This window comes from Streptomyces sp. NPDC107575, from assembly GCF_055657265.1.
In genome coordinates this window covers 555,995-581,117 of sequence record NZ_JBVKBG010000001.1, presented here as the reverse complement: position 1 = coordinate 581,117, position 25,123 = coordinate 555,995, and the positions used below count along the sequence as shown (strand labels likewise).

Genomic DNA, 25,123 nt, shown 5'->3' with positions numbered 1-25,123 from the left:
CTGTGCGGGGAGGAGGGGCGGCGCCCGTCACAAGTGCGCGGGCGAGTCCTGGAGTTGCAGCTGGAGCCCGGTGAGCCGCTCCGTCAGGTCCGCCACGGTGTGCGCGTAGGCGGGGTCGTCGTAGCGGTTGTGGAGTTCGTCCGGGTCACGGATCAGGTCGAAGAGTTCCCACTCGGGTGTGCGGTGCTCGTTCTTCGCGCCGACCTGGCCCGAGCCGTGGCCCGGGTAGTGGATCAGCTTGTGGGTGTGGGTGCGGATGCCGTAGCTGGCCTGCGCGTTGTGGCAGACGTCGAGGTGTTCGAAGTAGCGGTAGTAGACGGACTGCCGCCAGTCCCGCGGGTGTTCGCCGCGCAGGAGCGGGAGGAGGCTGCGGCCCTGCATGCGCGGGTGGGCCTCGGCGCCGGCGAGGTCGAGGATCGTCTGCGCGTAGTCGACGTTCACGACCAGTTCGTCGCAGGCGGAGCCCGGCTCGACCACGCCGGGCCAGCGCACCACGAGCGGGATCCGCAGCGACGGGTCGTACATGAACCGTTTGTCGAACCAGCCGTGTTCACCGAGGTAGAAGCCGTGGTCGGAGGTGTAGACGACGGCGGTGTCGGCGGCGTCGCCCGTGACATCGAGGTGGTGCAGGACGCGGCCCACGTTCTCGTCGAGCGCGGCGATGACCCGCAGGTACTCCTTGATGTAGCGCTGGTGGCGCCACTCCCGCTCCTCGCGCTCCGAGAGGCCTTCGGGAACGGGCGCCTTGAGGTCGCTGTCCTGGAGGTCGCTCATCCGCATCTCGGCCTCGACGGCGGCCGTCGAGCGGTGGCTGTAGTCGTCGTGCAGGGTGGCCGGCGCCGGGATGTCCTCGTGCTCGTACAAGTGGCGGTGGCGCTCCGCCGGTTCGAACGGGCGGTGCGGGGCCTTGTGCTGGATGAGCAGGGCGAACGGCTTGTCGGGGTCCCGGCGGTCGAGCCAGTTCAGCGCCAGGTCGGTGATGATGTCGGTGACGTAGCCGGGGTACTGGCGTTCGCCGTCGCGGGTGAGGAAGCTCGGGTCGTGGTAGACGCCGTGCTCCGGCAGGATCTCCCAGTGGTCGAAGCCGACCGGGTCGCTCGCCGGTCCGTGGCCCAGGTGCCACTTGCCGACGATGGCCGTCTGGTAGCCGGCCGCCTGCAGCATCGCCGGGAAGGAGGGCTGCGAGGAGTCGAACTTCTGGCCGGGCTGCTCCAGCGTCGTCATGCCGTTGATGTGGCTGTACGTGCCGGTGAGCAGGCTCGCGCGGGCCGGGGAGCAGATCGAGTTGGTGCAGAAGGCGTTGTCGAACCGCATGCCCTCGGCGGCGAGCCGGTCCACGGCCGGGGTGGTGTTGATGACGCTGCCGTACGCGCCGATGGCCGGGACCGCGTGGTCGTCGGTCATGAAGAGGACGAGGTTGGGGCGGCGGTCGCCTCCGGTGCGCCGGGTCACTTGAGGCCCGCCGTGGCGATGCCCTGCGTGAAGAAGCGCTGGAGCAGCACGAAGACGAGCAGCACCGGCAGGACGACCAGGAAGGCGCCCGCCATCAGCACACCGTTGGAGCCGTCCGCCTGGGTCGGGTCGGTGGCGAACGTGGCGAGGGCGACGGGCAGCGTGTACTTCGAGGGGTCGTTCGTGACGACGAGCGGCCACAGGAAGTTGTTCCACGAGCCCAGGAACGTGAAGATCGTCAGTGTCGCCAGGGCCGGCTTGACCAGGGGCAGCACGATGCGCCAGAAGATGTACCACTCGCGGGCGCCGTCCATCCGGGCCGCTTCCAGGAGTTCGTCGGGCACGGCCTGGATGAACTGGCGCATCAGGAAGACGCCGAAGGCGCCGGCGGCGAACGGCAGGATCAGGGCCGCGTAGCTGTCGACGAGATCCATCCCGCTCATCATCACGAACTTCGGCAGCAGCATGAGGTTGTCGGGCACCATCAGCGCGCCGAGCACCATCGCGAAGATCGGCCGCTTGCCCATGAAGTTCAGCTTGGCGAGCGCGTAGCCGAGCATCGAGCAGAACAGCAGATTGCAGGCGGTGACGAAGACGGCGACCAGGGCCGAGTTGAAGAACGCCTGGCCGACGTTCATCAGGTCCGCGAGCTTGCCGAAGTTGGCGAGCGTCCACTCGGTGGGGATCCACACCGGCGGGCTCGCGCCCAGCTCGCGCGGGGTCTTGAAGGAGGACAGCGCCATCCACAGGAACGGCGCGACCATCACGAGCAGTCCGGCGCTCAGGAGCACGTAGACGGACGTGCGCGACAGTCGCGACCTGCCGCCGCGGACCCGGGTGTCGGTCGTGGTGGCGCTCATTTGGTCTTGTCCTTCAGGAGGCGGAGCTGGAGCGAGGTGACGGCCAGGACGATCACGAAGAGGACGTACGCCATGGCGCTGGCGTAGCCCATGTGGAAGAAGTCGAAGCCCTCGCGGTACATGTCGAGCGACAGCGTCATGGTGGCTTCGTTGGGTCCGCCCTGTGTCATCACGAACGGCTCCTCGAAGACGTTGAGGAAGCCGATGGTGGTCATCACGGCGACGTACAGCATGGTCGGGCGCAGCAGCGGCACCGTGATCCTGCGGAGTTCCTGGAAGGGGCCCGCGCCGTCGATCCGGGCCGCTTCCCGTACCTCGGTCGGGATGGCCTGGAGGCCGGCGAGGAAGAGCACCATGGCCGTGCCCATGTTGCGCCAGACCGCCATCACGATCAGGGACGGCATCGCGAGTGTCTCGGAGCCGAGGAAGTCCGGGGTGGAGAAGCCGAGTTGGTGGCCGAGCCCCGCGATCAGGCCTTCGCTGGGGTCGAGGACGAAGCGCCAGATGACGGCGACCGCGACGATGGCCGTGACCACGGGGGCGTAGAAGCCGACGCGGAAGAAGGTGCGGAAGCGGTCGATGCCCGAGTTGAGGAGGACGGCCGCCACGAGGCCCGAGCCGATGGTCAGCGGCACACCGAGGACCACGAAGTACAGGGTGTTGAGCAGGGCGCGGACGAACTTGTCGTCCTGGAACAGCTTCGTGTAGTTGTCCAGGCCGACGAACTGCGCGGACAGCGGGTCGGTGACGTTGCGCAGGCCGAAGTCGGTGAAGCTCATCACGAGCGTGGCGACGATCGGGAACGCCATGAAGGTGAGGAACACGGCCAGGAACGGCGTGGAGAACAGCCAGCCGGCGAGGTTGTGGCGTGCCAGCCGGTCCTTGCGGAGGCCGTCGCCGGCCGGACGGGGCGGGACGTCGTCGGTACGTCCCGCCCCCTCCGGGTCCTTGCGCACGCGGCCTTCGGCGCCGGTGGCCGCGGTGGTGGAGCTCATGGCGTCAGCCCACCAGTCCCTCGGTGGACTTCTGGAGCTGCTTCGCGGTGGCGCTCGCGTCGGCGCCGCGGGCGATCTTCTCCAGGGAGGTCTCGATCTGCACCGCGAACTCGTTCCACTTCTCCACCGGCGGGACGGCCTTGGCCGAGTCCAGCGCCTTCTCGAAGACGGGCAGCGAGCTGTCGCCCTTCTTCATCGCGGGCTGGTCCCAGGCCGCCTTCGCGGCGGGCAGCGTCTTGTCCACCTCGTACCAGTGGGCCTGCGCCTTTGGTGTGGCCAGGTACTTGGTGAACTCCTCGGCGGCCGCCTTGCGCGCGCTGTCCTTGAAGGTGACGAGGGAGGAGCCGCCGACCCAGGAGGTGGACGAGGTGTCGCCGGGCACGGGCGCGACGGCCCACTTGCCCTTCAGCTCCGGGTGCTGGTCGTTGATGTTCTGCACCATCCAGGGGCCGGACTGGAACATCGGCCGCTTCCCGTTGGAGAAGTCCTTGGCGGCGTCCTCGCCGGGCGTGAAGTTCTTCTTGGCAAGTCCCTTGTCGAAGTAACTCCCCCACGCCTTCAGCGCCTTGACGGACTGCGGCGAGTCGAGGGCGGGCTTTCCGTCCTTGCCGATGAGCTCGCCGCCGGTCGAGTACAGGTACTGGAGCCAGCCCTGCCAGGCGCCGGTGCTGCCGGGCTGCAGAAGGGTGCCGTACTCCGCGCCGTGCTTCTTGTACGCGGTGGCGAGCGCCTGCTGATCGGCCCAGGTGGCCGGGGCCTTGGTGACACCGGCCTTCTTGGCGAGGTCGGTGCGGTAGTAGAGCGCGCGGACGTCGGCGTACCAGGGGACGCCGTAGGCCGTGCCGTCCTTGACGTTGCTGTCCCACGTGGCGGGGAAGAAGTCGGAGCGCTTGAAGGCCTTGGTGTCGACCGGTTCCAGGGCATCGAGGGCGATGAACTCACCCATCATCGTCGAGCCCATCTGCGCCATGTCGGGGAGCTTCTTGCCCGCCAGGGAGGACACCAGCTTCTGGTGCACGACGTCCCAGCCGACCGGGGTGATCTTCACCTTGATGTTGGGGTGTCCCTTGGTGAACTCCTCGGCCACGGGCTTGAGTCGCGCCCCCTCCTCCCCCATCGCCCACACGGTCAGCGTCTGCTTGGCGTCGGCCGCGACCTCCTCGCCCCCTCCGCTTCCGCACCCGGTCAGGGCGATGGCCGACACGAGGGTCAGGGCCAGACCGGCGGACAGGGTGGTGCGTGACATGGCTCCTCCTAGACGCGCAGTACGCGCTCGTGCTCGGACTGGGGCGAGCAAGCGGCAACAGCCGTTGTATGCGCTGCCTGTATGCGCTTACACAACGATGCAGGCACGACCCTGACGCACGGTTTGGGTCAGCTCAAGAGCCACAGAGGTAACGCTTGGGTAAACCTGCTGAACTGGGGGCGTGGGGAGGGCAGTCGGAGGGGCGCGCCCTGAACGCGGAAAAGGCGGGAGCGTCGGGGCGCGCGGAGAAAACCGAGTGCCTGGGACACACGGTCGGCCGCACACTGCCGACATGGATCACGTGAGCACCGCCCAGCAACTGGTACGCGACCGCTTCCCCGACGCGCGCGCCGCCTTCCTCGCGGGCAGCGTCCTCACGGAACGCCGCACACCACGCTCCGACCTGGACATCGTGGTCCTGCTGTCGGGGCCGCCCGCGCCCTGCCGCGAGAGCCTCCACCACCAAGGCTGGCCGGTGGAGCTGTTCGTACAGACCGAGACAGACTGGCACCGCTTCGTCGAACGGGAGACCGCGGCACGCCGCTCCCCGCTCCTGGCCATGTGCGCGGAGGGGCTGCTGCTGTCCGACGCGGACGGGATCGGCGCGGCCCTGCGGGCCGAGGCCCGGCGGCGCTGGGCGGCCGGGCCCCCACCGGCCTCGGAGCGCGAACTGGAGGACAAGCGCTACGCCCTGACCGACGCCCTCGACGACCTCGAAGGCTGCGCCGACCCCCTGGAACGCACCTACCTGGTCGCACACCTGCTGGGCCTCGCCTCGGAACTCGCGCTCCTCGCGGGCGGCCACTGGCTCGGCGGCGGCAAGTGGCTCTCGCGGCGGCTCGCGGACGCGGACGCCGACCTGCACAAGCGGCTGACGGCCGGCGCCGCGGCGACCATGTCCGGCGCCGACGACGCCGCGCGACACTTCGCCGGTGTGGTGCGCGAGATCCTGGACGCGGCCGGTGGACCGTGCTGGGCCGGGTACCGCCGCGACTGAGCCCCTCCCCCTCCTGACCTGCGAAGCCCGCCGGCCTTGCCCCCGCACAGTCGCCCGCCTATGGTGAATGCGCTTTCATCCGTCGGCGGGCCACGGCGCCCCCGCAGCAGACTCGGGGGCCGCCCAGATGACCACCACGCCCACGGTGTACGACGTCGCCGAGCGCTCCGGCGTCTCGATCGCCACCGTGTCGCGGGTCTACCGCAATCCCGACTCCGTGCGCGCGCAGACCCGCGACAAGGTGCTCGCCGCCGCCCGCGCGCTCGGCTATGTCCCGAGCGGCAACGCCCGCGGGCTGGCCAGCCGTTCGACCGGCGTGCTCGGCCTGTGCTTTCCCGACTACTCGGATCCGGACGCCGAGTCGGAGGCGGAGGCCGGGGTCGGCGACGAGCCGGACGACAACGCCGCGATGCTCTACTCCGACCAGATCATCCGCGGCATGGAGCGCGCCGCGCGCCGGCACGGCTACGCGCTGCTGATCGCGGCCTCGCTGAAGAGCGGCCCGGAGACCCTCGTCGCGAAGGTCGCGGGGCGCGTCGACGGTTTCGCGGTGCTCGCCCGCACCGTTCCGACGGAGGAGCTGGAGGTCATCTCGCGCCGCCAGCCCGTCGTGATGCTGGCGGGCCCGCGCGAACCCGGCGACCTCGACCGCCCGGTGCGGCTCGACCACATCCAGGTCGCGAACGCCGACGGCCAGCGCGAGTTGACCCGCCACCTCATCGAGGACCACGGCCTGCGCCGGCTGGCGTACGTGGGCTCGGCGGAGGACTCCCCGGACGTGGAGGCCCGTTTCCGCGGCCACACCGAGGCCTGCCGCGCCGCCGGTGTCGGCGTGGCGGACGCGCCCGATCTGCGCGTCGGCATGATGACGCAGGCGGAGGGCGCGCGGGCCGCCGCCACCCTCCTCGACCGCCCCGGCGAACGCCCCGAGGCGCTCCTCTTCGCCAACGACCAGATGGCGGTCGGCGCCCTGCACACACTGGAGCGGCGCGGCCTGCGCGTGCCGCGGGACGTGACCGTCACCGGCTTCGACGGCATCCCCCTCGGCCGGATGGCGCGTCCCGCGCTCACGACGGTCCGCCAGCCGATGCGCCGCATGGGCGAGGAGGCGGTGGAACTGCTGGTGCGGCGCCTGGGCGGCCGGGCGGACCAGGAACCCGAGTCGGTGACGCTGCCGGTTTCGGTGGTGCGCAGGGCGAGTTGCGGCTGCTGACAAGTGCGGCGGCCACCTGGATAGGGTGATCCCCCGTCCACACCACCAGGGGGGGCCAAGTGGCCAGTAGATTCACCGAGTTGACCGTCGACTGTCACGACCCGGACGGGCTCGCCCGGTTCTGGTGCGCGGTCCTCGACTTCAAGGTGATCGACCGGAGCGAGGACAAGGTCGAGATCGGTTCCTGGGAGCCGACCGTCGAGGAGGTCAGGGCCCGCCAGATGCCGCCGACCCTGATGTTCATCCGGGTCCCCGAGGGCAAGGCCGTGAAGAACCGGCTGCACCTCGACGTCAGCCCGGTCGACCGCAGCACCGAGGACGAGGCGACCCGGCTGCTCGCCCTCGGCGCCACCAAGGTGGACGTGGGCCAGGGCCCGGGACGCAGCTGGGTGGTCATGGCGGACCCCGAGGGCAACGAGTTCGACGTCGTGCGCTCGTTGGCACCCTAGGACCGTGCCGACCATGCCGACTCCAACTCGCGGCGCCTCTGGGGGCGTTCGCCCGCCTGACCGCAACGACCGCATGTGGACCCTGCCTCGACACATCACGGTCGTACTCGCTGCCGGTGTCGCCCTGTTCCTGCTGAGCGCCTGCCTGGTGTGGGCCGCGCTGGGCTTTCCGGCGCTCACGGGCCCGCGGGCGCTGGCGGCCGACAAGCGGTTCGACCTGATCAAGATCTCGCTGTCCGTGGTCGCCGGTGTCGGCGGCGTGCTGGCCCTGGTCGTCGCCTACCGCAAGCAGCGCCTGTCCGAAGCGGCCGAGCGGAGGGAGGACACCCGGCTGCTGAACGAACGCTTCGTCACCGCGAGTTCTCAGCTCGGGCACGAGTTGCCGATGGTCCGGCTCGCCGGGATCCACGCCCTGGCCGGGCTCGCCGACGACTGGCCCGAGCAGCGCCAGGTCTGCATCAACGTTCTCTGCGCGTGTCTCCGCATGCCTCATACGCCCTCCGACGCGCCGTGGCACCACGACGAGGAGTCGGAGATCCGCCTCTCCCTCACCAGGATCATCGCCGAGCATCTGCGTGCAGGCGCCTCGACGAGCTGGGAGGGCCACGACTTCGACTTCACCCGCGCCGTCCTGCGCGCGGCGGACTTCAGCGGCGCGCGCTTCTCGGGTGGGCGCGTCTCGTTCAGCCTGGTGCGCTTCACCGGTGGCTGGGCGTCCTTCGACGACGCCCACTTCAGCGGCAGCCGGGTGACATTCGGGGGCACGGACTTCGCCGACGGCCGGGTCACCTTCGCGCGTACGACCTTCAGCAAGGGGCAGGTCACGTTCCACGGAGCCGAGTTCAACGGTGCCCAAGTGTCCTTCCTCGGAGCACGCTTCACGGGAGGAGAGGTCGACCTGTCCGAGGCCGACCGGGACCGTCTCGGGACTCCCCCGGAGTTCGACGCCTGGGAGGCCCCTCCGCCGCGCCTGCTCCTTCCGCCGACCGTGAACCCCCGTGGACAGACCTCGGATTCGGCGCACGTTCCGTCGAACAGGGCAGGCGACTGACGGAGCGCCACCTTCCCTCGCCACCACCCTCACCTTCACCGCCATCCCCATATCGGTCATACTCGACGAAACATGCACACGCACCCGCACACCACCGCACGTCGAGGAGTCCGCCATCACCATCACAGGACCCGCGCCCACCGCAGCCGTTGACCGAAATCCCGGGCTCTCCCGGCCGTGGCACGGCGTGTTGGCCGTCGTCGTCGCGGCGGCGCTCGTCGCTCAGCTCGTGCTCGTGTTCAGCGGTGGGTCCGCCGCCGGGGCCGGGGACACCACGGGGGACGACGCCGACGCGCTGACCCGGCTGGTGCGCATGCTCAGTTACTTCACGATCCAGAGCAACGTCCTCGTCCTGATCTGCTCGCTCTCCCTGGTGCTGTGCCCCGGCCGCGACGGCCCCCTGTGGCGGGTGCTGCGGCTCGACACACTGCTCGGCATCACGATCACCGGCCTGGTCTTCGCGCTCGTCCTCGCGCCGCAGATCCACCTCGAAGGCGTCTCCCTGTGGATCACCGTGGGGCTGCACTACGTCGCGCCGCCGATGACGCTCGTCGGCTGGCTGCTGTTCGGGCCGCGCGGGCGGATCGACGGCGCGAGCGTGGGGTGGGCGTTCGTATGGCCCGCACTGTGGATCGCGTACACGCTCGTGCACGGAGCGGTCACGGACTGGTACCCGTACCCGTTCCTCGACGTGCACGCGCGCGGGTACGGACTCGCGCTGCGGAACATCGCCGGGGTGCTCGTGGTCGCGGGCGTGCTGGCCTGGCTGTTCGCACGGATCGACCGGCGGCTCGGGCGCCGGCTCAAGCGGCCGCTGCCGCTTCCCGACCACTTCTGACGCGACCCCTCAGCGCGTCGGGACCTCCGCCCACACACAGTGACCGGCCGGGAGCCTCCTGCTGCCCCACGCCCCGCCGGCCACCCGGTCCACCAGCAGCAGACCGCGGCCCCGCTCGACGGAGGGCGGCACTGCGGGCGAGCGGCGCAGGACGGCGGCGGGCAGGCCGGGACCGCGGTCGAGGACCTCGACGCACAGGGTGCGGCTCACGGTGAGACGCAACTGGTAGGGGCCGCGGGCGTGTTCGCAGGCGTTGGCGACGAGTTCGCTGGCGACGAGGACGGCCGCGTCGACGGCGCGCGGATCGACGGCGTATCCGTCGAGCGCCTGCCGCACCCGCTCGCGGGCCTGCGCGGCGGCGAGTTCGACGGACTGGTTCCAGGTCAGCAACGGGCGGGAGCGCTCGGCGCATTCGGGCAGCAGCTGCCCGCCGGCCGCGGTGCTCTGCTCGCTCGCCCTGTTCGCGCGGTAGACGTACATGACGGTTCCTCCGGATCGGAACGCGGGGCGCACTCTTCCCATGGCATTCGGCGCAACCGTGACGGCGGTTTGGAGTACGGCGGGCGAGCGCCGGGCGTTCATCGGCACCCGCACCCCCTGTCGTCACACCCCCACCCCGTGAAAGGATGCGCGGGCACAACTCCGACACAGCACGCCCGCAGGAGGCCCGCATGCGTAGGAGGACGGGCGGGCTGTTCACGACCGGTGACGGAACCGTGGTGATGCTCGCCGAGCAGCGCCCCGGCGCCGACGGCCAGTGGCGGATCACCGCCCGCACCCAGGCCGGCCGGCAGATCGCCGAGGTCAGGTTCCGGCTGTGCGAGGAGTGCGCGGTCGGCCGGATCCAAGCGATCTGGGTCGACGAGCCGTGGCGCCGCGAGGGGATAGGGCACGAGCTGCTGCGCGGCGCGATCGCCGTCGGTGACGGCTTTCGCTGGACCACCACACTGCAGTCGTCCATGGGCCGCCGCTTCTTCGTCGCCATGGGAGACACCGAGGGTGTGGAGCTGCTGCACGGCCGGCCGCTGTGCCCGCACATGATGGGGCGGTGGGGCCGGGCCTGGGCGAGACGGGCGGCGGCCTGACCCGGCCGCCGTCGACTCCGGATCTCCCTGGCATGGACCGACACCCTCTGGGTACGCGGGGCGCCATCCGCCCGTACTCCAGAGGGGACTTCGACCATGCACGAGAACTCCATCCCGCAGAACGGCCCCTCCCCCGCGCAGCAGGCGCTCAGCGCCCTCAGCCTGAACACGGAGGACCAGGGCGCGCTCGACAAGCTCGCCGAGTGCGAGGTCCTCGTGCCCGTGCCCGAAGAGGCGGGCGCGGACCAGGATTCGGACTCCCATGCACTGTCGCTGCCGGTCATCGAGCAGCCGGGCGGCGAGCAGCTGGTCCCGTTGTTCACGTCCGAGCTGCGCATGTCGGAACTGCTGCCGTTCATCTCGCGCTGCACGACGGTCCCGCTGGGCGCGCTCGCCTCGCGCTGGCCGACGGAGCTGTCGATGACGATCGACGCGGGTTCGCCGGACGCCCTGACGCTCAACGGCGAGGGCGTACGGGAGCTGCTCGGCCACCGCTCCTGAGCCGGACCGCCCGACCCCGACCCCGAACCCCCCACCGACACAACTGAGGACCACAGAGGAGGCCCCGTGCCCTTCCGTGACCGTACGCACGCCGGTGAAGAGCTCGCCCTGCGGCTGCTGGAATGGGCCGACTCCAGCGAACTCGTGGATCCGGTCGTGCTCGCGCTGCCACGCGGGGGCGTCCCCGTGGCGGCGCCCGTCGCGCACGCGCTGCACGCGCCGCTCGACGTCCTGGTCGCCCGCAAGATCGGCGTGCCGGGCCGGCGCGAGACCGCGATCGGCGCCGTCGTCGGCGAGGAGCCCCCGCTGTTCGACCGGGTGGCCCTCGAACTCCTCGGCCTGAGCGAGGACGGTCTCGGCTCCGACGTCGCCGAGGCCAGGAAGGAACTGCACCGCCGCACCCACCTGTACAGAGCGGGTCGCCCCGAGCCGCCGGTGGCGAGCCGGACGGTGATCCTGGTCGACGACGGCCTCGCCACCGGCCTCACCGCCACCGCCGCGCTCTTCTCGCTGCGTCGCCAGGGCCCGGCCGGCCTCGTCCTCGCGGCCCCGGTCGGCAGCCCGCAGACCGTGGCGGACCTGCGCGGGCACACGGGCGACGTGATCTGCCTCGACCAGCCGCCGGACTTCCACGCCGTGAGCGAGGGCTACGAGCGGTTCCCGCAGGTCTCGGACGCGGAGGTGATGGACGTACTGAACGCGTTCCACGCCGACGAGCCGAGCCATGAGAAGAGCGGGCGCGGCGGCTGACCGCACCAGGATTGCGGGTCACCAGCCCGTGAGCACCAGATGGTTCACGAGCAGGGCGAGCACCACCTGTGCGGCGAGCCAGGGTCTCGCCCGGGGCAGGAAGGCGCAGGCGGGGAGGAGCCAGAGGGCGAAGGGCAGCCAGATGCGTTCGGTCTCCGCCTTGCTCATGCCGGACAGGTCGGCGGCGAGCAGGGCGAGGAGCGCGGCTCCCGCGAGGAGCGCGAGCCGGGCCTGCCCGCTCTCCCTGTCGTCCGGCCTGACCAGGAGCCCGACCGTTCGCCGCAGCCCCGCCACGGTCGCCACGCCGACGACCAGGACGGTGCACGCGAGGTTGGCCCACACCCAGTAGCCGTACGGGCGGATGCCGCCCGCGCCCTGGTAGTAACGAGTCGTCAGCAGGTGGTACGCCTCCCACCAGTTGAACCCGGCGAGCGTGAACGCGAGTGGCACGACCGCGAGTCCGGCGCAGAACAACACCGCCGGCGCCACCGGCCGCTCCCGCACCCTCCCTCGCCCGAGGAAGAGGACCGCGAGGCCGATCAGCGCGAACAGCGTGAGCCCGTACGACAGATAGCAGGTCAGCCCGAACAGCAGCCCCGCCCCTGCCGCCCAGCGGAGCGAACGGCCGCTGACCGCGAGCGCGAGCAGGGCGACCGCCCACGCGGCGACGGCGGCGAAGTACGCGTCGGCCGAGGCCCCCATCCACACCGCACCCGGCACGACGACGAGGAACGGGGCGGCGCGGCGCGCCAGTTCCTCCCCGGCGAGCGCGCGCACGGCGACGAGCACGGCCACGCACGCCGTCGCGCCGACGACGATGCACCACAGGGCCGCCCAGCCCCCGCCGCCGAGCCCGATCCGGTCGAGCAGGACGAAGGTGAGCGGCGCGGCGGGCGGGTGGCCCGCCGTGTGGGCGGGCCAGTGGTCGGGCGCGTCGATGAGGATGTGCCGCGTGTAGTCGCGCAGGGCCGCCGGGATGTCGTGGAAGCGGTCGATGACCTGGAGGTACTCGTACTTGGTGGTGAGCCGCTTCGCGATGCCGCGGTGCCAGCCGTCGATCAGGGCGAGGGAGAGGATCCAGGCGGTCGCGGTGGCCCAGGCCGTGGCGAGCAGCGCGCGCCAGCGCAGCCGGGCCGCGAGCGCGGGCCCGTACGCGACGACGACGGCGGCCACGGCGAGGGCGGCGGGCGTGCCGGGACCGACGTGCGGGAGCCATCTGCCGTACAGCGGGGGCGCGCCGACGTGCAGGGTGCCGTAGGTGTCCTCCATGTGGCGTCCGACGAGTGCGGCGGCCGCCACGAGGAGGAGCGCGGCCACGGCGGCGTACAGGTCGCGGCGGGTACCGCGCGGTTCGGTGCGGGGGGTCACAGGGGAACGCTAGGCCGAGAGGCGTCCCGCACTGCGCCGACCGGCCCTGATGTCAGCGTTTCGTCATGAGTCGCGCACCCCGATGGACGGTCTCCGCGGCCTAACGTCGAGACATGCGCGACACCCCCGCCTCCCCCTCCTTCTGGCGCAGCCCCCTGCGTGGCCCCTGGCTCACCTCGGTGCTCGGTCTGGTGCTGCTCGTCGGCATCACGGTGCTGTTCGTGACGGGACTCGTCTCGTACGCGGCGTACAACCCGGGCCTCGCCCCGGTCAACGACAAGACCCCGGACAAGGGGATCCTCGGCTTCTATCTCTTCGCCTGGCCGACGGACCCGCACTGGCTGTACCGGCTCACGCAGGGTGTGCATGTCACGCTCGGTGTCACGCTGATCCCGGTGCTGCTTGCGAAGCTGTGGTCGGTGGTGCCGAAGCTGTTCGCGCTGCCGCCGGCCCGTTCGCTGACGCACGCGCTCGAACGTGTCTCGCTGTTGCTGCTGGTCGGCGGCGGGCTCTTCGAGTTCGTCACCGGGGTGCTCAATGTGCAGCTCGACTATCTTTTCCCCGGTTCGTTCTATCCGCTGCACTTCTACGGGGCGTGGGTGTTCTTCGCCGCGTTCGTGGCGCATGCGGCGCTGAAGGTGCCGGCGGCGCTGCGGAACGTGCGCAAGGCGCGCGAGGAGGGCGAGCTGGTGGCTCCGCGCCCCGATCCGCCGACCGTGTCGCGGCGTGGCGCGCTGTGGTTCGTCGGCGGTGGCTCGCTGCTGTTGTTCGGTACGACGGCGGGGCAGAGCTTCGACGGGCCGCTGCGCCGCACCGCGCTGCTCGCCCCGCACGGCGGCGCCGACCCGGCCCGTGGCCCGAACGGCTTCCAGATCAACAAGACCGCCGCCTACGCGGGGATCGACCGCGCGGAGACGGCGGATGACGCGTGGCGTCTGGTCGTGGTCGGGAGCTCGGGCCGCACGGTCCGCCTCAGCCGCTCCGAGCTGGCGGAACTCCCCTTGCACAGCGCGGCGTTGCCCATCGCCTGCGTCGAGGGCTGGTCGACGTCCGATCAGTGGTGGCGCGGGGTGCGGCTGCGCGATCTGGCGGCGCTGGTGGGTCACGACGGCGATCCGCCGGACGTGCTCGTGGAGTCGCTGCAGCGGCGCGGCGCCTTCCGGCACGCCGCGCTGCGCGCCAATCAGGTCGCCGATCCGCGTTCGCTGCTCGCCCTGTACGTCAACGGGGAGCCGCTCTCCCCCGACCACGGCCATCCGGCACGCGTGATCGTGCCGGCCGCGCCGGGGGTGCTCAACACCAAGTGGGTGGCTCGACTCACCTTCGGAAAGGTGTGACCGTGATGTCTCTCCTGCGCGGCCGTCGCGTGCCGTTGGGCAGTCCGCTCCAACTCCTGCTGCTGCTCTGCTCGTTCGCGCTCGCCGGATACGCGGGTGTGCGGCTGCTGGCCGACGACTGGTTCGGGGTGGCGCTGTGGTTCGTGGGGGCGGCCCTCGTGCACGACCTCGTACTGGTGCCGCTGTACGCGGGTGTGGACCGGCTGCTCGTGCGCGGGTTCGCGGCGGCAGGGCGGCGGGAGCGGGTGGGGTACGTGCGGGTTCCCGCCGCCCTGTCGGGGCTGCTGCTGCTCGTCTGGTTCCCGCTGATCAGCGGGGCGGTGGACGAGCGCTTCCGGTCGGCGACCGGCCGCTCGGCCGACGTGTACCTCGGTCACTGGCTGCTGGCCACGGCCGCCCTGTTCGCGGGTTCCGCGCTGCTGCTCGCGGTGCGGGTGCGCAGCGCGGCGAAGCAGCGGCCGCCCACGGACCACTGATCGACGGGGCGCAGCCCGACCCCGGCCGCGTACCGGAGCAGGGCGGGAGTGCCGAGGCGGGCCCACGGGAAGGGGTGGTCGCCGGGCCGCCCGGGCTGCCCCGGTGAGTCGGTGACCTGCACGCTGGCGCGTTCGTCCACGTCGACGGACGCCGTCTCGGCCATCAACAGGCCGCTGGGGGCGAGGAGTTGGGAGACCCGGGCGAGCAGGGTGCGCGGGTCGCCGCCGATGCCGATGTTGCCGTCCATCAGCAGCACGGTGTTCCAGCGGCCCTCGCCGGGCAGCGGGTCGAACACCGAGCGGCACAGCGCCTGGCCGCCGAGTCCCCGGCTGTGGGCGACGGCCGCGTCGCTGACGTCGACGCCGAGTGCGGTGCGGCCGCGCGCGGCGAGTTCCGCGACGAGCCGTCCGGGGCCGCAGCCGACGTCGAGCACGGCGCCCTCGCAGCGGTCGAGCACCTGCCGGTCGACGGCGTCGGCCCGCGCGCACCAGCGTTCGACCTCGAGGGGCAGCAGCCAGCCGTCGGTGCGGCGCAGGAAGAGCGGGCCGCGGCCGGCGCGCAGGGCGGCGGAGTACGGGTCGGCGCCCGCCCAGGGGGCGGTGGGCGTGCTCACCGTGGGGCCTATCGACGCTCTCATCGGTGCGCTCCCGTCGTCCATCGCGTCAGGCGCGCGGCGAACCGGCCGTGCGGCGCCTCGGCGGCCACGGCCGCGGCGTCCTCTGCGGTGTCCACGTCGCGCAGCGGCGGCAGATCGCGCACGGTGAGGCCCGCCTCGACGAGCCGGGCGCGCTGCGCGGCGCCGGTGCGCGCGGTGGACATGGGCACACCCCGCAGCAGCCGCGGATCGGGCTGAGCCAGGCCGAGCGCCCAGAAGCCGCCGTCGAGCGCCGGGCCGAACCAGGCGTCGCAGTCGGCGAAGTCGACGGCGAGCAGGTCGGGGCGGACCTGCGGGGTGTCCATGCCGATGAGGAGCGCGGGCCCGTCGCACTGGGCGAAGGCCGCCGCGAGCCGCTCGTCGAGGCCGCCCGCGCACTGCGGCACGACCTCGAAGCCCGGCGGCAACCAGGGTCCTGGCGCGCCGTCGAGGACGAGCACGCGGCGGGCGGCCGGGGCCTGCGCGACGGCCTCCAGGGTGTCGGCGAGCGCGGCCTCGGCGAGCTCCGCCGCCTCCTGGGGCGTGAACGGCGGGGTGAGCCGGGTCTTGACCCGGCCGGGGCGCGGCTCCTTGGCGATGACCAGGATGTCGTGCGGGGCGCTCACCGGACGCTCCCTTCGCGTACGGGTGTCTCGTTCAGCACCCGGCTCATGTCGCGCACCGCCTGCCAGGTGCCGCGCCAGGTGCCGGTCACCTTGGAGGCGCCGGTGCGCGGCAGGTACGGCACGTCGTGTTCGGCGATCCGCCAGCCGGCGTCGGCGGCGCGCACCACCATCTGCAGCGGGTAGCCGCTGCGCCGGTCGGTGAGGTCGAGTCCGAGCAGGGCCTCGCGGCGCGCGGCGCGCAGCGGTCCCAGGTCGTGCAGGCGCAGACCGGTCCTGCGGCGCAGCATGCGGGCGAGCGCGAGGTTGCCCGCGCGGGCGTGCGCGGGCCAGGCGCCGCGCGCCGTCGGGCGGCGGCGGCCGAGGACCAGGTCGGCCCCGCCCTCCTCCACCTCGCGCACGAAGGGGACGAGGTGGCCCGGATCGAGGGAGGCGTCGCAGTCGCAGAAGCACACGATGTCGGCGTCGGACGCGGTCAGGCCCGCGTGGCAGGCGGCGCCGAATCCGCGCCGCTCCTCGCGCACGACCTGGGCGCCCAGCGAGCGGGCGATGCCCGCGGAGCCGTCGGTGGAGCCGTTGTCGACGACGAGGGCGCGCCAGTGCGGCGGGATCCGGTCGAGGACCCAGGGCAGGGCCTCGGCCTCGTTGAGGCAGGGAAGGACCACGTCGACGGTGGTGGGTGGGCTTGTCACGGGTCTCACCCTACGAGCCTGATTCGGACATTTCGGGTGCGAGATCCTTACGAAACACGGACGTCGACCGCTCGGCCCCCGCCGGGACACCTCGTGCGCGCGCCGCGGTGCGAGGCTGGTGGCATGCAGCAGTCATACGAGCCCACGGGGGCAGGCCCCGACGGCGGCGCGGCCCGCGTCCTGGTCGTCGACGACGACCCGACCGTCGCCGAGGTGGTGGCGGGATACCTGGACCGCGCGGGCTACCGCGTGGACCGCGCCGCCGACGGCCCCGCGGCCCTCGCGCGCGCCGCCGCGCACCGCCCTGACCTGGTGGTGCTCGATCTGATGCTGCCCGGCATGGATGGCCTGGAGGTGTGCCGCCGAATGCGTGAACGCGGCCCCGTCCCGGTCATCATGCTGACCGCGCGCGGCGACGAGGACGACCGGATCCTCGGCCTGGAGGTCGGCGCGGACGACTACGTGACGAAGCCGTTCAGCCCGCGCGAGCTGGTGCTGCGCGTGGAGTCGGTGCTGCGCCGCGCCCGCCCCGCCGCCGCCCGGCAGCGCCCGCTCTACGCGGCGGGCCTCGCGGTCGACCCGGCGGCGCGCCGCGTCACGCGGGACGGCGCCGAACTCGCCCTGACCCTGCGGGAGTTCGACCTCCTCGTCTTCTTCCTGCGCCACCCTGGACGGGCGTACAGCCGCGAGGACCTGATGCGCGAGGTGTGGGGCTGGGAGTTCGGCGACCTGTCGACGGTCACCGTGCACATCCGCCGGCTGCGCGGCAAGGTCGAGGACGATCCGGCGCGCCCGCGCCTGATCCAGACGGTGTGGGGCGTGGGCTACCGCTTCGAGCCCTCCACGGCCCCCGAGCCCGCCGAGCAGGAGGCCTGACCGTGCGCGACATCCTCCTCATCGCCCTGTACGCGTTCGCGGGCGCCGCCGCCACGGGCCTGGCGGGGGCGGGCGCGCTGCGGCTGCTGCGGCGGCGCTCGCTGACCGCCTCGATCGCCGTGGTCGCGAGCGTCGGCGTGGTGGCGATGCTGGCGGGGACGCTCGCCGTGGCGTGGGCGATGTTCCTGTCGGCGCACGACCTGACGGTGGTGACGCTGGTGGTCGCGATGGCGGCGGCCGTGTCACTGGCGACCGCGCTCCTCCTCGGCCGCTGGGTGGTGGCGCGCAGCCGCGAGCTGGCCGTCGCCGCGCGCTCGTTCGGGGACGGCGGCGACTTCGCCGCGCCCGACGCCCCGGCCACCGCCGAACTGGAGGAACTGAGCCGGGAACTCGCGGCGACCAGCGCCAAGCTCGCCGCCTCCCGGGAGCGCGAGCGCGCGCTTGAGACCTCGCGGCGCGAGCTGGTCGCCTGGATCTCGCACGATCTGCGCACCCCGCTCGCGGGTCTGCGCGCCATGGCGGAGGCGCTGGAGGACGGCGTCGCGGCCGACCCGGACCGCTATCTGCGGCAGATGCGCACGGACGTCGAGCGGCTCAACGACATGGTGGGCGACCTCTTCGAGCTGTCCCGCATCCACGCGGGCGCGCTGCCGCTCGCCCCGGCCCGCATGTCGCTGTACGACCTGGTCAGCGACGCGCTGGCGGGGGCGGACCCACTCGCGCGCGAGCACGGGGTGCGGCTCGTCGGCGAGCAGGTGGAGCCGGTGCCGGTGGAGGTGGACGGCAAGGAGATGAGCCGGGTCCTGGGCAACCTCCTCGTCAACGCGATCCGGCGCACTCCCGCGGACGGCACGGTCGCCGTCGCCGCGCACCGCTCGCCGGAGGGTGTCGTGGTGTCGGTCTCGGACGCCTGTGGCGGCATCCCGGAGGAGGACCTGCCGCGCGTCTTCGACACCGGGTGGCGGGGCACCCACGCGCGTACTCCCCCGGCGGGCGCGGGCCTCGGCCTCGCGATCGTGCGCGGCATCGTCGAGGCGCACGCGGGCCGGGCCACGGTCCACAACATCCCTGGCGGCTGCCGCTTCGAGGTCACGCTGCCGAGCGCGGCGGGGTAGGCACCTGGCTTGGATCCTTACTTGACTTAGACAACGTCCAAGTTAGGATCTGGAACACGATCCGATCCGTCGATCGCACGAAGGAGCCAGCCTTGCCCGAGAACAACCAGAAGCCGCTGACCACGGTTGCCGGAGCGCCGGTTCCCGACAACCAGAACTCGGTGACCGCCGGGCCGCGGGGCCCGATGCTGCTGCAGGACGTGTGGTTCCTGGAGAAGCTCGCCCACTTCGACCGCGAGGTCATCCCCGAGCGCCGTATGCACGCCAAGGGCTCCGGCGCGTTCGGCACCTTCACGGTCACGCACGACATCACGCGGTACACGAACGCGAAGATCTTCTCCGAGATCGGCAAGCGGACCGAGATGTTCGCCCGCTTCTCCACCGTCGCCGGTGAGCGCGGCGCGGCCGACGCCGAGCGCGACATCCGCGGTTTCGCCCTGAAGTTCTACACGGACGAGGGCAACTGGGACCTGGTCGGGAACAACACCCCGGTGTTCTTCTTCCGCGACCCGCTGAAGTTCCCCGACCTCAACCACGCGGTGAAGCGCGACCCGCGCACGAACCTGCGCGACCCCGAGAACAACTGGGACTTCTGGACCAACCTCCCCGAGGCCCTGCACCAGGTGACCATCGTGATGTCGGAGCGCGGCATCCCCGCCTCGTACCGGCACATGCACGGCTTCGGCTCGCACACGTACAGCCTGATCAACGACCAGGGCGAGCGGTTCTGGGTGAAGTTCCACCACCGCACCCAGCAGGGCATCAAGAACCTCACCGACGCCGAGGCCGAGGCCCTGGTCGGCAAGGACCGCGAGTCGCATCAGCGCGACCTCTTCGACGCGATCGAGGGCGGCGACTTCCCGAAGTGGAAGCTGTTCATCCAGGTCATGCCGGAGGCCGACGCGGAGAACTACCGCTTCCACCCCTTCGACCTCACCAAGGTGTGGTCGAAGAAGGACTACCCGCTGATCGAGGTCGGCGAGTGGGAGCTCAACCGCAACCCCGACAACTACTTCGCGGACGTGGAGCAGGCCGCCTTCACCCCGGCCAACGTGGTGCCCGGCATCAGCTACTCCCCCGACAAGATGCTCCAGGGCCGGCTGTTCTCCTACGGTGACGCGCAGCGCTACCGGCTCGGCGTGAACCACCACCAGATCCCGGTCAACGCGCCGAAGAACCCGGTGAACTCCTACCACCGCGACGGCGCCATGCGCGTCGACGGCAACCAGGGGGCCACGCCCGGCATCGAGCCCAACTCGTACGGCCGCTGGCGCGAGCAGCCCGCCTACCGCGACCCGGCGCAGGCCGTGGGCGCCGTCGCCGACCGGTTCAACTTCCGCGAGGACGACGACAACTACTTCGAGCAGCCCGGCAATCTGTTCCGGCTGATGAACGCCGAGCAGCAGCAGGCCCTGTTCGCGAACACGGCGCGCGCGATCAACGGCGCGTCGCAGGCGACCGTCGAGCGGCACATCGCCAACTGCACGCAGGCCGACCCGGCCTACGGCGAGGGCGTCCGCAAGGCGATCGAGGCACTGGCCGCGGGCAAGCTCTGAACCCACGCGGGGAGCCCGGTGCGTTCCGTGCACCGGGCTCTGTGCCCTTTCGTCCGTTCGTATCTCAGGAGTGGTTGGCGTGAACAGCGGCGCACTGACGCCCGAGCAGACGGAGCGGGTCATCGCGCTCGCCCAGGACCTGGCGCGGGAAGGCAGCACGGCGGACCTCGTGGAGTTCGTGGAGCACGGGCTGCCGGTCGACGTGACGGACGCGCAGGACAACAGCCTGCTGATGCTGGCCGCCTACCACGGCCACGCCGACACGGTGCGCGCCCTGCTCCGCCTCGGCGCCGACCCGGACCTGCGCAACGCCCGCGACCAGTCGCCCGTCGCAGGCGCCCTGTTCAAGGGGGCGGACGACGTGGTCGCGGTGCTGCTCGACGCGGGCGCGGACCTCGACGCCGGCACCCCGACGGCGCGCGCCGCGGCGGCGATGTTCGGGCGTGAGCACCTGCTGCCCGGCTGACCGGGGCTCAGCGTTCCATCGCGGCGCGCGCGAACTCCCGTACGCCGTCGTCGAATTCCACCTCGGGCTTCCAGCCGAGCTCGGCGCGGAGCCGCGCCGAGTCCGCGGTGATGTGCCGGACGTCGCCGAGCCGGTACTCCCCCGTCACGACGGGGTCCGGCCCGCCGTGGGCCGCCGCGAGTGCGGACGCCATCTCGCCGACGGTGTGCGGGGTGCCGCTGCCGGTGTTGTAGGCGCGCAGCGCGCCCGGCTCCGCATCGGCCTCGAGCGCCACGGCGTTGGCCTCGGCGACGTCCCGTACGTGCACGAAGTCGCGGCGCTGGCGGCCGTCCTCGAAGACGCGGGGTGCCTCGCCGCGGGCGAGCGCGGAGCGGAAGAAGGAGGCGACCCCGGCGTACGGGGTGTCGCGGGGCATCCGGGGCCCGTACACGTTGTGGTAGCGCAGCGAGACCGCCGTGCCGCCCGTCGAGCGCGCCCAGGCGGCGGCCAGGTGTTCCTGCGCGAGCTTGGTCGCGGCGTACACGTTGCGCGGGTCGGTCGGGGCGTCCTCGCCGACGAGGCCTGGCGCCAACTCGGCGCCGCAGTCGGGACATCGGGGCTCGAAGCGCCCCGCGTCCAGGTCCGCGGCGGCGCGCGGCCCGGGCCGTACGACGCCGTGGTGCGGGCACGCGTAGCGCCCCTCCCCGTAGACGACCATCGACCCGGCGAGCACGAGGCGCGGCACACCGGCCTCGGCCATGGCGGCGAGCAGCACGGCCGTGCCGAGGTCGTTGCGGGACACGTACTCGGCCGCGTCGGCCACACCGTTGCCGAGCCCCACCCTGGCCGCCTGATGACACACGGCGTCCACGCCGACGAGGGCACGCGCGACCACGTCCGGGTCGCGCACATCGGCGCCGGGGTCCTCCCGTACGTCGAACACGACGGGCTCGTGCCCGCGCGCGGTCAGCGTCTCGACGACATGGGACCCGATGAACCCGGCACCGCCGGTGACCAGAACTCGCATGCCGTCACGCTAGGTCCCGCGACCCCACGGATCACGGCAACGGGCCGATGCGTCATGACTCCGTAAGACACGGCCGGCCCCGCAGGACGCCGCTGCGCACGCCCCGGCCCAGGGCCCCCTTGACACGTTTTGCATAATGCAAAGGTCGGTATTTTGCATTATGCAAACGTGAGGCGGGAAACAGCGTGAGCGGCACAGGAAGCGGCCTGCGGGCCATGCGGTCGGCGCTCGGGGGCCGGGGTTCGACGATGGTCCTCGCGGTGCTCGTCGGCGCCGGAGCGGGGCTCGGCTCGATCGTCTTCCGCTGGTGCATCCAGACGTTCACACGGCTGCTGTCCGGGCACGGCGACTACGCGGCGGCCCCCGGCAGCGCCAACCCGCACGTGCCCTGGCTCGGCCCCTTCTTCGTCCTGATCACCCCCATTGTCGGCGGCCTGCTGTACGGCCCGCTGGTCAACCGCTTCGCCAAGGAGACGCGCGGCCACGGTGTGCCGGAGGTGATGCTCGCGGTCGCCAAGCGCGGCGGCCGGATCAGCCCGAAGGTCGCCGTCGTGAAGACCCTCGCGTCCGCGCTGACCATCGGCTCGGGCGGTTCGGTGGGCCGCGAGGGGCCGATCGTGCAGATCGGCTCGGCGCTCGGCTCCACGCTCGTCCGTGTCACCGGGCTGACCGAGGAGCGGCTGAAGCTACTGGTGGCGTGCGGTGCGGCGGGCGGCATCGCGGCGACGTTCAACGCCCCGCTGGCGGGGGTGTTCTTCGCCATGGAGCTGATCCTGCGGGCGTTCACCGTCGAGGCGTTCGGCGCGACGGTCCTCGCGAGTGTGACCGCGAGCGTGATCGGCCGGGCCGCGTTCGGCGACGTGGCCTTCCTGAGCCTGCCCGACTTCCCCGTCCAACACCTGGGCCAGTACGCCCTGTTCGCGGTGCTCGGCGTGATCGCGGGCGCGGTCGGCGTCGGCTTCTCGCGGGTCCTGTACGCGATCGAGGACGCCTGCGACTGGCTGTGGCGCGGCCCCGAATGGCTGCGCCCCGCGGTCGGCGGACTGGCGCTCGGCCTGGTCCTGCTCGCGCTCCCCGAGATGTACGGGGTCGGCTACCCGGTCCTGGAGAAGGCCACGGAGGGCGGGTACGCCGTCGGCTTCCTGCTGCTCCTGCTCGTCGGCAAGATGATCGCCACGAGTCTGACCATCGGGATCGGCGGCTCGGGCGGGGTGTTCGCGCCGAGCCTGTTCATCGGGGCGATGCTGGGCGCCGCGTTCGGCGCGGGCGCCCACGCACTGCTGCCCGGCACGGCGGGGGCCGTCGGCGCGTACGCGCTGGTGGGCATGGGCGCCGTCTTCGCGGGCTCGTCCCGCGCGCCGATCACCGCCGTGGTGATCCTCTTCGAGCTGACCGGCGAGTACTCGATCATCCTGCCGCTGATGCTGGCGATCGTCCTCGCCACCGCCGTCAGCCGCCTGCTCACCCGCGACACGATCTACACGCTCAAGCTGCGCCGCCGCGGCATCGACCTGGACGGTCCCGCGCCGGGCGCACCGATCGGCGAGCAGCGCGTCGGCGCCGTCCTTGAACCACTGCCCGCTCCCCTGCCCGCGACGCTCCAACTGGCGGACGCGGCCGACTTGTTGAGCCGCTCGGGCCACGGCGCTCTGCCGGTGCACGACGCCTCCGGCGCCCATCTCGGCGTCGTCACGGCGCAGGCGGTGGCCGAAGTGCTGGCGGAGCAGCAGGACGGGGCGCCGGCCACCGTGGGCGAACTCGCCCTGCGCACGCCGCGCGTCACCACGGACCAGCCGCTCGCGGCGGCGCTGCACACGCTTCTCGCGGCGCCCGGCACGGGCCTTCCGGTGATGCGCGCGGACGGGGACGAGCCGGTGGGCTGGCTCAGCCACCAAGGGGCGCTGCGGGCACTGCACCAGCCGGTGCCCGCGCAGGCCAGGGCCGTGCACGCACAGCCCGCGTAAGGGTCAGCCGGTGGCGCCCGTCGGCAGGTCGGCCCAGCCCAGCGGGTGCAGGGTCGGATCCGGGGTGCCGGGCGCCGAGGGCTCGCCGCCGGCCTCGTTGAACGCGTCGAGCGCACCGATCAGCGACGCACGCTGCTCCGGGTCGAGGCGCTCCACGATCCCGGCGATGTCCTGGCGGCGCCGCGCGGTCACGTTCTCGACGGTGCGGCGCCCCTCGTCGGTGAGCTGCAGGAGCGTCTCGCGGCGGTTGGCGGGGTTCGCGCGGCGGTCCGCGAGGCCCGCCGCGATCAGCCGGTCCACCATCCGCATCGCGGTCGACGGAGCCACGTGCAACTGCTCGGCGAGCGTGACGAGTTTCGTGGCGCCGCGCGTCGAGAGCACCACCAGCATCCGGAACTGGGCGAGCGTCACCCGGTCCTCGACCTCCGCGAGGGACCGGGCCGACACGGCGACGAGCAGCCGCGACGCGGTGAGCACCGCGCGGGTCACCGCGTCCACGTCGTCCCTGCCCTCGGCCCGGGACCCGTCCCCGCTCTCAGCCATGCACCCTCCTCTACGAAGAGGCCATGTTCGCACGCACCTCCCGCTTCCACGCGGACACCCGTGCCATCGTGGACCTCTGCCTCGGAACCCGCACAGGCCCGACCCGACGAAGCCCACCGAAAGGCGCCGGCCATGCCCCTGCCCCGCACCCCCGAAGGACGACCGGCCCTGCCCACCGGGCTCCAGCGCCGCCTGGCCCGCCTCCCCATCGGCCTCTACCGCGCGGGCCTCGGCCCCCTGCTCGGCAAGCGGCTCCTGCTGCTGCACCACAAGGGCCGCGTGTCCGGGCAGCACCGGCGGGTGGTCCTGGAGGTCGTCGCGCACGACGCCGAGCGCGGCACCTGGACCCTCGCCTCCGGCTTCGGCCCCCAGTCCGCCTGGTACCGGAACCTGCGGCGCACCCCGCGCACCCTGATCCAGCACGGCGCCCACCGGTACGTGGTCGACGCGCACTTCCTCGACCCGGACGAGGGCGCGCTCGTCATGGCCCGCTACGCCCCCGAACACCCGCGCACCGCCCGCAAACTGTGCACCTTCATGGGCTTCGAGACCGACGGCAGCGAGGAGTCGTTCCGGGAGGCCGGTCGGCAGATCCCGTTCGTACGCCTGGAGCGGGCGCACGACGCGCAGCGCCGACCCTAGAACTGTTCCGCGTGCGTACGTCTGCGGCGGCCGGGTACCCGGGCGCCGCGACCGAAGTCCACCGAGACGAGACGACGACACGGAGGACAAGCACAATGACGACATCCGTCGAGACCGGTGACGTCACCGGCACGCTGGACAAGGACTACAACCTCGTCTGGTTCGTCGAGTCCTGCCTCAGCAACGCGCTGCGCCTGGAGACGTACATCCACGACGCGGAGCGCACCCAGGACAAGGAACTCGCCGAGCTGTTCCGCAAGGCGCAGGCCGACAGCCGCAAGGGCGCCGAGATGGGCAAGCAGCTCCTGCGGTCCCGGCTGCAGGGCTGAACCGTCCGCGGCGCCGCCCTTGGTGCGACGCCGACCGCGGCGGGACAATGTGTCGGAT

Annotated in this window: 28 protein-coding genes; 17 read left to right on the top strand and 11 right to left on the bottom strand. The window is 72.3% G+C overall.

Features of this window, described 5'->3' with window-relative positions; genetic code table 11:
- Positions 1 to 27: 27 nt before the first annotated feature.
- From ACZ7L4_RS02735 to ACZ7L4_RS02720, 4 genes are read right to left on the bottom strand one after another with little or no spacing between them, the layout of a single operon-like run.
- Positions 28 to 1,452, bottom strand: a complete 1,425-nt coding sequence (locus ACZ7L4_RS02735; protein WP_472099101.1) for a sulfatase family protein — start codon at positions 1,450 to 1,452, stop codon at positions 28 to 30.
- Positions 1,449 to 2,312 (bottom strand): carbohydrate ABC transporter permease, encoded by an 864-nt coding sequence (locus ACZ7L4_RS02730; RefSeq protein ID WP_472099100.1) that lies wholly within the window; start codon positions 2,310 to 2,312, stop codon positions 1,449 to 1,451. The genes ACZ7L4_RS02735 and ACZ7L4_RS02730 overlap by 4 nt, the downstream gene beginning before the upstream one ends.
- Positions 2,309 to 3,307 carry a carbohydrate ABC transporter permease gene (locus ACZ7L4_RS02725; RefSeq protein WP_472099099.1) on the bottom strand — a complete coding sequence of 333 codons (999 nt, stop codon included), beginning with the start codon at positions 3,305 to 3,307 and terminating at the stop codon, positions 2,309 to 2,311. Before ACZ7L4_RS02725 ends, ACZ7L4_RS02730 begins: the two co-directional genes overlap by 4 nt.
- A 4-nt stretch (positions 3,308 to 3,311) precedes the next feature.
- The gene (locus ACZ7L4_RS02720) at positions 3,312 to 4,553 is read right to left on the bottom strand and encodes an extracellular solute-binding protein (protein ID WP_472099098.1); all 1,242 of its coding nucleotides are present in this window, start codon (positions 4,551 to 4,553) and stop codon (positions 3,312 to 3,314) included.
- A 292-nt stretch (positions 4,554 to 4,845) separates the two neighbouring features.
- Here ACZ7L4_RS02720 and ACZ7L4_RS02715 point away from each other — a divergent pair, with 292 nt between their 5' ends.
- The 5 genes from ACZ7L4_RS02715 to ACZ7L4_RS02695 all read left to right on the top strand — a co-directional run bounded on the left by ACZ7L4_RS02715 (position 4,846) and on the right by ACZ7L4_RS02695 (position 9,101).
- On the top strand, positions 4,846 to 5,550 hold the full coding sequence (locus tag ACZ7L4_RS02715) for a nucleotidyltransferase domain-containing protein (RefSeq protein ID WP_472099097.1): 705 nt from the start codon (positions 4,846 to 4,848) through the stop codon (positions 5,548 to 5,550).
- Positions 5,551 to 5,677: 127 nt separating this feature from the next.
- Positions 5,678 to 6,763 (top strand): LacI family DNA-binding transcriptional regulator, encoded by a 1,086-nt coding sequence (locus tag ACZ7L4_RS02710; RefSeq protein ID WP_472099096.1) that lies wholly within the window; start codon positions 5,678 to 5,680, stop codon positions 6,761 to 6,763.
- A 59-nt stretch (positions 6,764 to 6,822) separates the two neighbouring features.
- Entirely contained in the window at positions 6,823 to 7,212 is a 390-nt protein-coding gene (locus tag ACZ7L4_RS02705; RefSeq protein ID WP_472099094.1) for a VOC family protein, read from the top strand.
- Between the two features lie 13 nt (positions 7,213 to 7,225).
- Positions 7,226 to 8,263, top strand: a complete 1,038-nt coding sequence (locus ACZ7L4_RS02700; protein ID WP_472099092.1) for a pentapeptide repeat-containing protein — start codon at positions 7,226 to 7,228, stop codon at positions 8,261 to 8,263.
- Between the two features lie 187 nt (positions 8,264 to 8,450).
- Positions 8,451 to 9,101 (top strand): Pr6Pr family membrane protein, encoded by a 651-nt coding sequence (locus ACZ7L4_RS02695; protein ID WP_472099090.1) that lies wholly within the window; start codon positions 8,451 to 8,453, stop codon positions 9,099 to 9,101.
- Between the two features lie 9 nt (positions 9,102 to 9,110).
- On the opposite strand, the gene ACZ7L4_RS02690 is transcribed toward ACZ7L4_RS02695, so the two are convergent.
- Positions 9,111 to 9,581 carry an ATP-binding protein gene (locus ACZ7L4_RS02690; RefSeq protein WP_472099088.1) on the bottom strand — a complete coding sequence of 157 codons (471 nt, stop codon included), beginning with the start codon at positions 9,579 to 9,581 and terminating at the stop codon, positions 9,111 to 9,113.
- A gap of 191 nt (positions 9,582 to 9,772) precedes the next feature.
- Here ACZ7L4_RS02690 and ACZ7L4_RS02685 point away from each other — a divergent pair, with 191 nt between their 5' ends.
- The 3 genes from ACZ7L4_RS02685 (at position 9,773) to ACZ7L4_RS02675 (ending at position 11,437) form a co-directional block, all read left to right on the top strand.
- Positions 9,773 to 10,186: a hypothetical protein gene (locus ACZ7L4_RS02685; protein WP_450813448.1), complete on the top strand. Its 414-nt coding sequence runs from the start codon at positions 9,773 to 9,775 to the stop codon at positions 10,184 to 10,186.
- 96 nt (positions 10,187 to 10,282) lie between these two features.
- Entirely contained in the window at positions 10,283 to 10,687 is a 405-nt protein-coding gene (locus ACZ7L4_RS02680; RefSeq protein WP_472099086.1) for an SseB family protein, read from the top strand.
- Between the two features lie 66 nt (positions 10,688 to 10,753).
- A complete protein-coding gene (locus tag ACZ7L4_RS02675) occupies positions 10,754 to 11,437 on the top strand; it encodes a phosphoribosyltransferase (RefSeq protein ID WP_472099084.1) in 684 nt (227 codons plus the stop codon).
- Positions 11,438 to 11,455: 18 nt separating this feature from the next.
- Here the strand turns inward: ACZ7L4_RS02675 and ACZ7L4_RS02670 are convergent, their stop codons facing one another.
- Positions 11,456 to 12,805, bottom strand: a complete 1,350-nt coding sequence (locus ACZ7L4_RS02670) for a hypothetical protein (RefSeq protein WP_472099082.1) — start codon at positions 12,803 to 12,805, stop codon at positions 11,456 to 11,458.
- Between the two features lie 113 nt (positions 12,806 to 12,918).
- Here ACZ7L4_RS02670 and ACZ7L4_RS02665 point away from each other — a divergent pair, with 113 nt between their 5' ends.
- Both ACZ7L4_RS02665 and ACZ7L4_RS02660 read left to right on the top strand, forming a co-directional pair.
- Positions 12,919 to 14,142 carry a molybdopterin-dependent oxidoreductase gene (locus ACZ7L4_RS02665; RefSeq protein WP_472099080.1) on the top strand — a complete coding sequence of 408 codons (1,224 nt, stop codon included), beginning with the start codon at positions 12,919 to 12,921 and terminating at the stop codon, positions 14,140 to 14,142.
- A gap of 5 nt (positions 14,143 to 14,147) precedes the next feature.
- Positions 14,148 to 14,618 carry a hypothetical protein gene (locus ACZ7L4_RS02660; RefSeq protein ID WP_472099078.1) on the top strand — a complete coding sequence of 157 codons (471 nt, stop codon included), beginning with the start codon at positions 14,148 to 14,150 and terminating at the stop codon, positions 14,616 to 14,618.
- Here the strand turns inward: ACZ7L4_RS02660 and ACZ7L4_RS02655 are convergent.
- From ACZ7L4_RS02655 to ACZ7L4_RS02645, 3 genes are read right to left on the bottom strand one after another with little or no spacing between them, the layout of a single operon-like run.
- Positions 14,516 to 15,256: a class I SAM-dependent methyltransferase gene (locus tag ACZ7L4_RS02655; RefSeq protein ID WP_472099076.1), complete on the bottom strand. Its 741-nt coding sequence runs from the start codon at positions 15,254 to 15,256 to the stop codon at positions 14,516 to 14,518. The two genes, ACZ7L4_RS02660 and ACZ7L4_RS02655, sit on opposite strands and share 103 nt — an antisense overlap.
- Positions 15,253 to 15,879, bottom strand: a complete 627-nt coding sequence (locus tag ACZ7L4_RS02650; RefSeq protein WP_472099074.1) for a TIGR04282 family arsenosugar biosynthesis glycosyltransferase — start codon at positions 15,877 to 15,879, stop codon at positions 15,253 to 15,255. The genes ACZ7L4_RS02655 and ACZ7L4_RS02650 overlap by 4 nt, the downstream gene beginning before the upstream one ends.
- Positions 15,876 to 16,568 (bottom strand): glycosyltransferase family 2 protein, encoded by a 693-nt coding sequence (locus ACZ7L4_RS02645; RefSeq protein ID WP_472099072.1) that lies wholly within the window; start codon positions 16,566 to 16,568, stop codon positions 15,876 to 15,878. Before ACZ7L4_RS02645 ends, ACZ7L4_RS02650 begins: the two co-directional genes overlap by 4 nt.
- Before the next feature lie 123 nt (positions 16,569 to 16,691).
- Between ACZ7L4_RS02645 and ACZ7L4_RS02640 the strand changes: the two genes are divergently transcribed.
- The 4 genes from ACZ7L4_RS02640 (at position 16,692) to ACZ7L4_RS02625 (ending at position 20,581) form a co-directional block, all read left to right on the top strand.
- Complete coding sequence (locus tag ACZ7L4_RS02640; RefSeq protein WP_472099070.1) at positions 16,692 to 17,444, top strand: response regulator transcription factor; 753 nt, start codon at positions 16,692 to 16,694, stop codon at positions 17,442 to 17,444.
- A 2-nt stretch (positions 17,445 to 17,446) separates the two neighbouring features.
- Positions 17,447 to 18,559 carry a sensor histidine kinase gene (locus ACZ7L4_RS02635; protein ID WP_472099068.1) on the top strand — a complete coding sequence of 371 codons (1,113 nt, stop codon included), beginning with the start codon at positions 17,447 to 17,449 and terminating at the stop codon, positions 18,557 to 18,559.
- Positions 18,560 to 18,651: 92 nt separating this feature from the next.
- Entirely contained in the window at positions 18,652 to 20,115 is a 1,464-nt protein-coding gene (locus ACZ7L4_RS02630; RefSeq protein WP_472099066.1) for a catalase, read from the top strand.
- 79 nt (positions 20,116 to 20,194) lie between these two features.
- The gene (locus tag ACZ7L4_RS02625; protein ID WP_450813429.1) at positions 20,195 to 20,581 is read left to right on the top strand and encodes an ankyrin repeat domain-containing protein; all 387 of its coding nucleotides are present in this window, start codon (positions 20,195 to 20,197) and stop codon (positions 20,579 to 20,581) included.
- A gap of 7 nt (positions 20,582 to 20,588) precedes the next feature.
- Here ACZ7L4_RS02625 and ACZ7L4_RS02620 read toward each other — a convergent pair whose 3' ends face one another.
- Positions 20,589 to 21,587, bottom strand: a complete 999-nt coding sequence (locus ACZ7L4_RS02620; RefSeq protein ID WP_472099064.1) for an NAD-dependent epimerase/dehydratase family protein — start codon at positions 21,585 to 21,587, stop codon at positions 20,589 to 20,591.
- Positions 21,588 to 21,835: 248 nt separating this feature from the next.
- Here ACZ7L4_RS02620 and ACZ7L4_RS02615 point away from each other — a divergent pair, with 248 nt between their 5' ends.
- The gene (locus ACZ7L4_RS02615) at positions 21,836 to 23,551 is read left to right on the top strand and encodes a chloride channel protein (RefSeq protein ID WP_472100360.1); all 1,716 of its coding nucleotides are present in this window, start codon (positions 21,836 to 21,838) and stop codon (positions 23,549 to 23,551) included.
- A gap of 3 nt (positions 23,552 to 23,554) precedes the next feature.
- Here the strand turns inward: ACZ7L4_RS02615 and ACZ7L4_RS02610 are convergent, their stop codons facing one another.
- Positions 23,555 to 24,094 (bottom strand): MarR family winged helix-turn-helix transcriptional regulator, encoded by a 540-nt coding sequence (locus ACZ7L4_RS02610; RefSeq protein ID WP_472099062.1) that lies wholly within the window; start codon positions 24,092 to 24,094, stop codon positions 23,555 to 23,557.
- A gap of 132 nt (positions 24,095 to 24,226) precedes the next feature.
- Between ACZ7L4_RS02610 and ACZ7L4_RS02605 the strand changes: the two genes are divergently transcribed.
- Positions 24,227 to 24,736, top strand: coding sequence for a nitroreductase family deazaflavin-dependent oxidoreductase (locus ACZ7L4_RS02605; RefSeq protein ID WP_472099060.1), 510 nt, complete (start codon positions 24,227 to 24,229; stop codon positions 24,734 to 24,736).
- Positions 24,737 to 24,831: 95 nt separating this feature from the next.
- Entirely contained in the window at positions 24,832 to 25,065 is a 234-nt protein-coding gene (locus tag ACZ7L4_RS02600; protein ID WP_422429087.1) for a hypothetical protein, read from the top strand.
- Positions 25,066 to 25,123 lie beyond the last annotated feature (58 nt).